The organism is Halorubrum xinjiangense (genome assembly GCF_900102375.1).
Lineage (GTDB): Archaea > Halobacteriota > Halobacteria > Halobacteriales > Haloferacaceae > Halorubrum > Halorubrum xinjiangense.
Window position 1 is genome coordinate 202955 of the sequence record NZ_FNBO01000005.1, and the last position, 9454, is coordinate 212408.

Sequence of the window (9454 nt, forward strand, 5' to 3'; positions counted from 1 at the left end):
ATGGGTGATGACTGACTCCCAGCGTGATGTCTCGCCTGATACCGTGTGCCGTCCTGTGAACTACCCTACCCTACTCGCTCACGGCTGACGCCGTTCGCTCCTTGAGGGTAGGGCTTCCTGTTTCCACGACGCGCTTTACAGACACCGAATCGGTGTCCGTAGGGAGCGCAGTCTCCACAGGCGTTGATTCGGAGTATCCCACTCCTACGTCTTCGAGGCCGCGAGAAAGAATGTTCCACGCCGCGTTCGCGTCCCTGTCCGCCTCAAACCCGCAGGCGGGACAGGAGTGTTCACGGACCCACAACGGCTTCTCCGTCGAGACGCCGCAGGACGCACACTCTTTGGTCGTCCCTCTCGGGTTGACTGCCACGAAGTGCGTCCCCTCGCGCTCACACTTGTATTCGAGCAACGAAAAGAACGTCCGCCATGCTGCCGACGCGGTGTTGCGGCTGTTCGACGGCGACTCCATCATCCTCTTCACGTTCAGGTCTTCGACCGCCACGAGGTCGTACTCCCGAGCGTAGTAGTTCGAGAGTTTATGGAGAAAATCACGGCGCTTCCGTCGGAGATCGGCGTGACACTCCGCGACGCGACGCCGTTGCTTCTCGTAGTTGTTCGACCCGTGTTGCTTCCGCGAGAGTTTCCGTTGCTCACGCTCCAAGCGTTCACGCTCGTCGGAGAGATCGAGCGACTCGATCGCCGTGCCGTCGGTGTCGTGGGCGTACTTGAGAATCCCCACGTCAATTCCGACGCACTTCTCGGAATTTTCGGTGGGTTCGGGCGATTCACGGTCGATTTGGACGCCGAACGTGGCGAACCACTCGCCCGTCGGTTCCTTCTTGACCGTGACCTGCTTGAGGTTGGCGTCGTCGGGGATGTTGCGGTGGAGTCGTATCGGAATGTCCGCGAGTTTCGAGAGTGACAGCACAGTCTGACCGCCCTTCTTGTCGAGCTTGAAGCCAGACTGACTGTACGTGAAACTGCGGAACTCTCGTGGTGGTTTCCAGTTGAGTTTCCCGACGCCGTAGCCGTTCTCCTTGAGTTTGGAGAGGCTGTTGAGGTTATCGAACAGCCGTTCTACGACGGTTTGGAGAACCTTTGAGTATACGTCTGAGAGACCGTCCCACCATTTCTTAAGATCGGGGAGTTCCGACCGTAGCGTGGTCATGGACGGTAGTTCGCCGTGTTCATCTTGGTACTCGTTAAGCCGATAGAGCGTGTGATTGTACAGTTGCCGACAAATATCGCGGTGGCGGTCCAACTCCTCTCGGTGGGCGCCGGACCACTAAAAAAAAAACTTGTAGGCGTAGTACATCAGTTCTCCCGCTGGTCTTCGACATACTGTTTCAGCACATCCAGCGACACCTGCCCCGTCGAGATAAGACAGTACGAGTCGTTCCAGAACGAGTCGCCCCACAGTTCGGTCTTCAGCTCATCCTCGTACTCGTTTCGGATACGGCGAGCAGTCGCGCCCTTGACTGTATTAATGAACTTCACGAGGTTTGTGGTGGGTTTCGCTCGGAACAGGATGTGAACGTGGTCGTCCTCTCCGTCGAGGTTCGTCAGTTCGACGCCGTAGTTGTCCGTGAACCCGCTGATGACCTCGCGAATGAATTGGGTTCGCTCCTCGGTTAGCACTCCGCGCCGATACTTCGTGGTGAGTATCAGGTGGTAGTGTAGGGAATACGTCGAGTGCGCTCCCGAATCGAGGTCGTACTCCATTGGGTTCATACTGTAATACAATACCCAAATGTAAAATCATTACGACAGCGTTGGCCTGTGGGCCTGTAACCGTATCTTCAGATGAACAGGTGATGACGGCGCTGTATCCCCACCCTACTCCGCTCCCTTCGGTCGCTCCGTTGAGGGTGGGGGCTTAGCGCCTATATCAAGCTAAACAGCGTCTCGCCGGTTACGTCTCTGTCTTCGTACTCCGGTCGAAAATTCTGATCGCTGCCTGTCTGTTCAACGGTAAATTGGCTCCCGGAGAGGTCAATTCCAGTGAGACCTGAGTCCTGTGTTGTGTCCATTGATTTATCGACAGCACTCTTGTTGGATAAATACCTGATCGCAACTTCTGGATCTGAAACAGGCCGGCCTTCCTTCCAAAAATCGGACTCTTGACAGTCTGACTGCTACGCAATGAGGATCGCGTAGAGTACAGTACACAACCCAATGACGGTCACGAGGCCTCGGACAAGCAGGACAACGCCGTTTCCTGCTCCAATCACAGCGGTGGTGACGGCAGCGAGGAAGACACCAGTCGTTAACAACCCGATGCCGATAGCCAGCGCACGCATCTTCGTGGACCCGTTCCGTCGATAGCCACGATAGGCCAGGGCGGCGACAAACAGTCCACCGATGGCGGTCACGCCGCCGGCGATGACGCCGACACTGAATGGGTCTGTGAGTTGTAGCACTCCGAGTAGCATTATACTTCACCCCTGTACACTGTCCAAACGATTGTTCCAAGTCCGAGCAGTTCACAGCCGGTAACAACTGCTGACTGACCGATAGTCTCGACACCAGTTGCCGTTGGTAATCCGACTCGGAGCACTTCTGGAACCGTTATTAAGAGGATAAGCCCGATGGCAAGTAGCAGCATTCCACGGTGACTCGGTCCCTGCCGGTAGCCGTGAATCAACACAGCCGCAATAATCAACGATAACACCACTGAGACGACAGACAGAGCGAGGACAGCGAGTGCTACCCACGGGTCTGTCCCGGTCGCCTCGAATTGTGATAAGGTCATTTTATGATAACCCCTCGAATAGTTCTGTGAAGCGGTCTGCGGGGTCGTTAGCCGACCGCGTGACCGTCACTTCGTATGTCCCGTCAGCAAACATGATGGAAACGCGCTCGACAGTGGCCACGTACCGTTTGAAGTGGTGGCCATCAGGATCCAGTTCCTGTCGTTCGGTCACGAGGTCGACCTCCTGTAATCGGTTGAGACGACGGTACACCGTCGAGTCTGATATCTCACACGCTGTACAGAGTTCATCGGCTGACATCGGTTCGGCCGTGAGGTGAGCGAGGATCGCACGAGCGTACTCGTCGTCGAGTAACGCCATGACCGCATCCTCGTCCTCGTCCATGCGTGTCCCAAACCCGGGCAGTCAATAAAAGGGTAAACACAGTTTCACGATCGGAAGCCGTGTACGAACCTCTATTTCTGCCCCCTCGGGTTTTCGGCGGATCCCAAGATGAGAAACCGACGGCCTTCAGATGTCAGATTGGCTGAATCGGACGTATCCGAAGACAGCGGGGACGACCCCCCACGCGACCAGTGTCAGTCCGGCGAACCAGTTCGTCAAATAAAACGGCAGCGCGCCGGGTACCCGGTTCGCCAGCCGCCGTTGCTCTGGGGTCGTCCCCTGCGGGATCTGTTCGAGCCCAACCTGGAACAATGACCCGAGTCGCCCGCTCACGAACCCGTCAGCGATCGCTCGGAACGCGCCGACGGGGCTGAGCCGCTTCAGCAGGAAGTACCACGCCTCGACTTCGAGGCCGGGAAGCGACCCGGTCACGGCAGCGTAGACGCCGGCGGCGGCGGCGTCCCACACGAGGAGGAAGACGAGTAGCGACCCGATTGCGAGCGCCATCGCTCGCCCTCGCGTCCCGACGCTGGCAGAGATTCCGACCGCGACGCCGGTGAACGCGACGCCGAACAGGACGATCGAACCGATAAGACCAGTAGTATTTCCGATGTCCGGTGCCGCAACAAGCATCGTCGCAACCAGCAAACTCAGTGTTGACCCAACACCGAGCGCAATTGCGATCACCGCACTACGACCGAAGAGCTTGCCGAACACGATATCACGCCGTGAATGGGGATACGTCAATAGCACTCGCAGGCTCCCCGAACGACGCTCTCCCACGACCGCCATGTATCCAACGACGAGCGCCACGAGTGGCACGAACAATTGGCTCAACTGCGCGGTCAGACCGAGAGCGGCATCCCCTAGGGCGTCCGCCCCGTCCGTGGCGCTCAACGCCACCAGCATGACGAATCCCATGAAGCCAACAAACACCCCGATAATTCCCCAGACCATCCTCGAACGAACCGCGTCCTCGAAGTCCTTCTGGGCGACCTGGCTCAGCGTCATGTGGCCACCTCCTGCTGCGGTGTATTTCGTTCGGTAGCCGTTTCTCCATCGTCATGAGCGGAACCGCCGCGGACGTAATCTCCGAAAATCTCACTGAGGGATGCCTCTTCAGATCCGACGTCGATCGGATTGTGTCCGCGCTCGACGAGACGGGCGATAATTTCTGCTTTGGCACGTGCGTCAGCACACGTAACGCGCAGTTGTTTCCCTCGTACGTCGACAGCGGATACTCCGTCGCTTCTCACAACGTCGGGCGACGGGGGATTCTCCATTGTCAGTGTGAGCGTTGAACTGGCGCCTGCCGTCTCACGCAGCCCGGCGACGGTGTCGACGGCGACGAGTTCGCCGTCGTCGAGGATACCGACGCGGTCGCAGACTGCCTCGACTTGGCTCAGCACGTGACTCGAAAAGAACACCGTAGTCCCGTCGCTCGCCTCCTCTCGGATGATGTCTCTGAGACGCCGTATCCCGTTCGGGTCCAGCCCCGAGGAGGGCTCGTCGAGCACGAGGAGGTCCGGATCGTCGACGAGCGCCATCGCAAGTGCTAACCGCTGTGTCATTCCTTTTGAGTAATCACCAACGGGGCGATCAGCGTCATCGGCATCGAGCCCAACCCGCGCAAGTAGGTGCGCGGGATCGTCACTTGCGTTCTGCCACTCGATCGCGAACTCTAGGTTACGACGTCCCGAAAGCCGATCGTAGAGCCCGTACCCTTCGGGGACGACACCGACCCGTCGGTCGATAACTTCTGGATTTTCCTGAATATTTTCACCGAAAATTTCTACGGTGCCTTCGGTGGGATAGCTGTAGTTGAGCAGCATGTCGATGGTCGTCGACTTCCCAGCGCCGTTTGGGCCAAGAAAGCCGTACACTTCTCCGCGTTCGACGGTCAGATCGAGATCGCTGACCGCAGTCACATCGCTGCCAAACAATCCGCCGCTGTATCGCTTCGATAGACCGCGCGTTCGAATCGCTACCATCGTACTACTCCGTTGTCACTACTCGCCGGTATAACCGGATCCACAGCTTCCGAGTCAGAAGCTCTCAACCAGTCTCTACGACGTACGCCGTCGAAACGCGTACGGATTCGGGCGGAAGAAGGCTCAGATTCCGATTGAACTATCACTCTATTTTTGTTTTGCTTTCATTTACGAATGAGTTATTCACCCGTCATCGTTCGGCAGCGACTGTGAGGAGACCATTCGCTACCCGTGACATCTCTCCCACCGAAACGCGATGGCCTGCCGGTCTTGGGAAGCGCTCTCTCGTTTCGCCGCGACCCGTACGCGTTTTATTCTATCGGTGGTCCCAGCTCGGCGGCCGCATCGCCGCCGAGGCGCTGCTCCGCGGGGAGCACGGCGTACTCGATATCGGCCCCCTCGAACAGCGACCGCGTCCGTTCGACGCCTCCCTGCGCGTCGACGTCGGTCGCGCGGTAGTGTCGGATCGGGTGGCGGATCCACGACGGCTCCCAGTGCGCGTACACGTCGGTCGTCGCGCAGTTCGGACCGACGTACAGCGCGAGGTGGAGCTGGTGGTCGCTCGCGAGCGCGCCCTCGGGATACCGCACCCAGCTCGCGACGGTCGTCTCTGGGGGCGTCGCGTACGCTCGGTACTTGAGCGAGGATATCAGGTTACGGACGAACCCCAGCCGGTGAAGCCGCGCCTCGACGATCGGGTACGGCTCGCGGAGCGTGAACGCGTACTGCTCGCGGGGCGTCTGCCGCTCGGCGTAGAGGCCGACGAGCGACAGCGGCGCGTGAAGGAGGCTCGCGACGCCTCGGCGGAGGCGTTCGAGGAAGCGGAGTTCGTGGGTCACGGGGGGGATCCGGGCGGGTGCGGGATGAACCGTTCGGCGGAAGGTAACTCTTAAGTCCGGACGTCGGATACCTCGACACGAGCGGGTTGGTGGTCTAGCCAGGTTATGACGGCTCCTTCACACGGAGCAGGCCGGCGGTTCGAATCCGCCCCAACCCATACGTAGTACGCACGGACCGTAACCGTGCGAATTCCTCACCTTCAGCCCTCCTAGCGACTGAATCGTGATTTTGGCGGGTGTTTTCGGGGGGTCGGAAACTTCCTAACTCAACCGGTCGCCGTATGCTGGTCGCCTCCGTCCGGGAATCCGGTTATATCACTCGGATCTATACATAAGTATCTAGCGGCGTCGCCGACCTCCGCGCCCGACGAGATAGAGGGGCGGTAGCGATCGTGTCAAAGGGAATCCGTCAGAGGCCGCCGATACTGAGGAGCACTCCGAGCAAGACGAGGGCGACGACGCAGACCGCGCCGACGGCGAGCGGCGTGTTCTCCATCGCCTTCTCGTAGAACGGCATCGATTCGTACTCCTCGCGGAACGCGTCCCGGTTCGCCGCGTCGTAGAAGTACTTCGTTTTGAACGCGAAGCGCTCGGTCACCGCGCACCCGGTACAAACGGGAGTACCCTCTAGACGCTCCGTCTTGATGTGCGAGTTACAGTTGATGCTTCCGCAGTTCGCGCAGTACGTGTAGGTCGTGTCGGCCCCAGTCGTATCGCAGTGGACGCACCGGTGAATCCCGTCCTCGCTCGTCACGCGTGACGGCCCCGCCGCGAAGTACTCGTACGGATACGTGTACTCTCCTAGGTCGGTCGTGTGCCGAACCTGCGGGAGGTACACCGGCTCGATCGATTGGACCGAGATGTCAGACCGGTTCGGCTCGCACGTCTTCGTGTACGTGACGTTGTTGTCTCCGGTGTAGGAGACGGTCGTCGTGTGATGGTCTCGGAGTCGGTCGACGGCCCAGTCTTTGTACTCGGTCTGCGTTTGCCCAAACCGTCGCTCCTCAACCGCGTCGAATTGACCTTCGAACCGGTCCGCTTCGAGTTCGACGGTCGCGTGAAGGTTCCCCACCACGAGGTTCGAGACGTCACCGGACGCGGTTTGCGGGCGGCCGCGTTCGGCGTGGACGACGAACCGGGACCGATCGTTGACGCGGTGAATCACGCCGACCGACGTCTCGAAGACCGCGTTCGTGTCCGCGGTCACGGCGACGACCGGTCGGAACGTAACGCGAGAGTGCGGCGCGGGAAGGTCCGCCGACTCGATGTTGTCGATGTCTTGGAACGCCTCCTCGACGGGTGCGGCAACCGACGTCGCCGGGTCGAACGGCCGAAGCGTCGCGTCGCACAGGATCTCGATCCGCCCGTTGTACAGGTCCAGCCCGATCTCGTCCGCGATCTCGCGCAGGTCCTCGCCGTCGATCAGCTCGATCGGGTACGGGTCGTCGTTCCGCCGCAACCGGTCGGCATACTCGATAGCCGGGCCGGTAAACCGACCGGTCGTTACCACCATCCCGCGTTTCGGCCCGTCGAACTCGAACGTCGCAATCGCCGAGTGTAGCTTCTGGACCACCGGCCGTCCGACCGTCCCCGTGTGCTTACACTCGACGACGACGCCGCGCCGCGTCCCGTCGACGACCTCTTCCATCAGGATGTCTCGTCCTTCGTCAGCCGTCCGCTCAGCCTGCCGCACGTTTTCGTAGCCGAGATTCCGAAAGATGTCCTCCGTAACGTTCTCGAACTCAAATCCAGAGAGATCGTCAAGGATGGCCATCCGAGTTCACTCTAATCGTGCCATTTCGCCCGTAAATACGTTCCTTCGGTTCTGTCGAAACTCCGTGCCAACGATATCTCGGTGGAGACACCACTCTCAAGCTCACGCAGACGCGCGCCGTTTTGAGTTGGGAGCGCTCGGTACCGGTGATCCAAAGAGTAGTGATTTTGCTCTACAAACTAACGTTTATTAATATAAAAGGAGTCTGCCACACTAATGCTAGTTGACATCCTCCTCCGCGTGAACGCGGAGGAATCCCGACCGCGTTTGGGATATTAGGGTTTGCAGTCTACCACTTGTTCCTGCGGTTGGAATCCGCTGGACAAGTCGTATAGGTGGACTGCGGGCTGTGCCAACCAGCCGGTACTCCTATCTCCGAACGACTGTCCGGGAGACTCGGAGTTACTTTTCTCGTTGATATTGAGTCGGATGTTCTCCGCTCCGTTCACGTCCGCGTTGAACGCCGCATCGCACTCCTCACAGACATACAGGCCACGCTCGACGCGCTGGCTGTCCTCCTCTCTCCCGCACATACAACACGTCTTGCTCGTGGCACTCTCGTCCACTTCCACAACTTCGATCCCCTCGACCTTCGCTTTGTATTCGAGGATGTTGGTGAAGCGGTTGAATGCCCACCCGTGTAGATCGAGGTTGCCGTGCTTGCCCCAGTTTTTCGAGTTGCCGTTCTCGTCCTCACGGACGCCCTCCAAGTTACCGATATTGATACGGCCAACACCCTTCTCGATACATCGTTGAACGATGTGTTTGGCGAGACCGTGGAAGAAGTGGGTGCGGCGTTCCGACCATTTCGCATGGAGACGTGTGGCTCGTTCACCACCGCTGTCGTCGCACTTGGCAATTTCCTTCGGGAAGTAGTACCCGTCCTGTTTCAGACGGGTTCCGGGGTACAGGTCGGCGTCTTCGGTACTGTAGGCGACAGCGGCGAAGTTGCTGATGCCGAGGTCGATGCCCGCTGTCTCGGTACCGGGAGCGGTGGGTGTCTTGGTTTCGTCTGTACAGACGAGGTGTAGTTCCCACCGCTCTTTCGCTTGGTCGTAGACGGCGCGAACCTGTTGAAGGTTCTCGACGGTGACGCCGGGACGCGTCTCGTATTCAACAAGGATGTATTCCCGCGCTCGGGGGTGTTCCTTGTGGTTCGCGCCCTTCGAGAGTCGCACTCGATTGTTCTTGGTGTCGTGGCGGATGCCGTTCTGCTTCCACGTCACCGTGCTACGCGGGTGTTCTTCGTGGACGCGGTTGCCGTCGGTGTCGTAGTAGTTGCGTTTGCGGTAGCCGGGCGGATTCGCCCTGTCGTCGGACTTCCTCTTTTCGTACCACGAGTTGAAGGCTTCAGCGAGTTCCTCCAGAACGCGCTGACTGGACTGCGAATGTAATCCCTTGTACTTGTTGTGGGTCTTCAACTCGTCTTTGAGGTCGCCGTGATCGGGAATCTCCCCGGTTTCTTCCCAGACTTCTCGGGAGTGGTAGTTGGCGACGTTCCAGAGTTTGCTGGCGCTCCACCCGTGCCGGTCGAGTATCTCAGCCACTTGATTGTGGTTAAGAATTTTGGCGCGGTGGGTGCGGTGAACCTCCAGCATTCTGAACGCCTATATAACCTGTTATACGAGCTTTTCTTGTAAAGGTTCGGCTGAGAGCGTGGAATATCCGGCCTTGCTATCGGCGGTGGATTGTTGAACGGGTTGTCGGATTCATCCCGCGCCTAAAGGCGCGGGTATTCTCCTTGCGATTTATAAT

The 9454-nt window shown here is 58.9% G+C and carries 9 protein-coding genes, 1 tRNA gene and 1 pseudogene; 1 reads left to right on the forward strand and 10 read right to left on the reverse strand.

The window, feature by feature from the left end:
• Window positions 1-70: 70 nt before the first annotated feature.
• The 8 genes and pseudogenes from F3H13_RS08195 to F3H13_RS08230 form a co-directional block, all read right to left on the reverse strand.
• Window positions 71-1315 (reverse strand): annotated as a pseudogene (locus tag F3H13_RS08195) (RNA-guided endonuclease InsQ/TnpB family protein).
• Complete coding sequence (gene tnpA, locus F3H13_RS08200) at window positions 1315-1722, reverse strand: IS200/IS605-like element ISHko3 family transposase (protein WP_017342214.1); 408 nt, start codon at window positions 1720-1722, stop codon at window positions 1315-1317. Before tnpA ends, F3H13_RS08195 begins: the two are co-directional and overlap by 1 nt.
• A gap of 161 nt (window positions 1723-1883) precedes the next feature.
• A complete protein-coding gene (locus F3H13_RS16195; protein WP_188128030.1) occupies window positions 1884-2030 on the reverse strand; it encodes a hypothetical protein in 147 nt (48 codons plus the stop codon).
• Window positions 2031-2135: 105 nt separating this feature from the next.
• On the reverse strand, window positions 2136-2432 hold the full coding sequence (locus tag F3H13_RS08205; RefSeq protein ID WP_149798547.1) for a DUF7521 family protein: 297 nt from the start codon (window positions 2430-2432) through the stop codon (window positions 2136-2138).
• A 321-nt stretch (window positions 2433-2753) separates the two neighbouring features.
• Window positions 2754-3095 (reverse strand): winged helix-turn-helix domain-containing protein, encoded by a 342-nt coding sequence (locus tag F3H13_RS08215; protein ID WP_149798549.1) that lies wholly within the window; start codon window positions 3093-3095, stop codon window positions 2754-2756.
• 126 nt (window positions 3096-3221) lie between these two features.
• The gene (locus F3H13_RS08220) at window positions 3222-4106 is read right to left on the reverse strand and encodes an ABC transporter permease (RefSeq protein ID WP_149798550.1); all 885 of its coding nucleotides are present in this window, start codon (window positions 4104-4106) and stop codon (window positions 3222-3224) included.
• Window positions 4103-5086 (reverse strand): ABC transporter ATP-binding protein, encoded by a 984-nt coding sequence (locus F3H13_RS08225; protein WP_149798551.1) that lies wholly within the window; start codon window positions 5084-5086, stop codon window positions 4103-4105. The genes F3H13_RS08220 and F3H13_RS08225 overlap by 4 nt, the downstream gene beginning before the upstream one ends.
• A gap of 311 nt (window positions 5087-5397) precedes the next feature.
• Window positions 5398-5925 carry a hypothetical protein gene (locus tag F3H13_RS08230; RefSeq protein ID WP_149798552.1) on the reverse strand — a complete coding sequence of 176 codons (528 nt, stop codon included), beginning with the start codon at window positions 5923-5925 and terminating at the stop codon, window positions 5398-5400.
• Window positions 5926-6008: 83 nt separating this feature from the next.
• On the opposite strand from F3H13_RS08230, the gene F3H13_RS08235 reads away from it, so the two are divergent.
• Window positions 6009-6083 (forward strand) — tRNA-Val (locus F3H13_RS08235).
• A gap of 251 nt (window positions 6084-6334) precedes the next feature.
• Here the strand turns inward: F3H13_RS08235 and F3H13_RS08240 are convergent.
• Together F3H13_RS08240 and F3H13_RS08245 are read right to left on the reverse strand one after the other, a co-directional pair.
• Window positions 6335-7699 (reverse strand): restriction endonuclease, encoded by a 1365-nt coding sequence (locus tag F3H13_RS08240; RefSeq protein WP_149798553.1) that lies wholly within the window; start codon window positions 7697-7699, stop codon window positions 6335-6337.
• A gap of 275 nt (window positions 7700-7974) precedes the next feature.
• Window positions 7975-9297, reverse strand: coding sequence for an RNA-guided endonuclease InsQ/TnpB family protein (locus F3H13_RS08245; RefSeq protein WP_149798125.1), 1323 nt, complete (start codon window positions 9295-9297; stop codon window positions 7975-7977).
• Window positions 9298-9454 lie beyond the last annotated feature (157 nt).

Bases quoted from the DNA above. Each gene is read 5' to 3' on its own strand.
- tnpA (WP_017342214.1), bottom strand. From the start codon at position 1,722: ATGGAGTACGACCTCGATTCGGGAGCGCACTCGACGTATTCCCTACAC.
- F3H13_RS16195 (WP_188128030.1), bottom strand. From the start codon at position 2,030: ATGGACACAACACAGGACTCAGGTCTCACTGGAATTGACCTCTCCGGG.
- F3H13_RS08205 (WP_149798547.1), bottom strand. From the start codon at position 2,432: ATGCTACTCGGAGTGCTACAACTCACAGACCCATTCAGTGTCGGCGTC.
- F3H13_RS08215 (WP_149798549.1), bottom strand. From the start codon at position 3,095: ATGGACGAGGACGAGGATGCGGTCATGGCGTTACTCGACGACGAGTAC.
- F3H13_RS08220 (WP_149798550.1), bottom strand. From the start codon at position 4,106: ATGACGCTGAGCCAGGTCGCCCAGAAGGACTTCGAGGACGCGGTTCGT.
- F3H13_RS08225 (WP_149798551.1), bottom strand. From the start codon at position 5,086: ATGGTAGCGATTCGAACGCGCGGTCTATCGAAGCGATACAGCGGCGGA.
- F3H13_RS08240 (WP_149798553.1), bottom strand. From the start codon at position 7,699: ATGGCCATCCTTGACGATCTCTCTGGATTTGAGTTCGAGAACGTTACG.
- F3H13_RS08245 (WP_149798125.1), bottom strand. From the start codon at position 9,297: ATGCTGGAGGTTCACCGCACCCACCGCGCCAAAATTCTTAACCACAAT.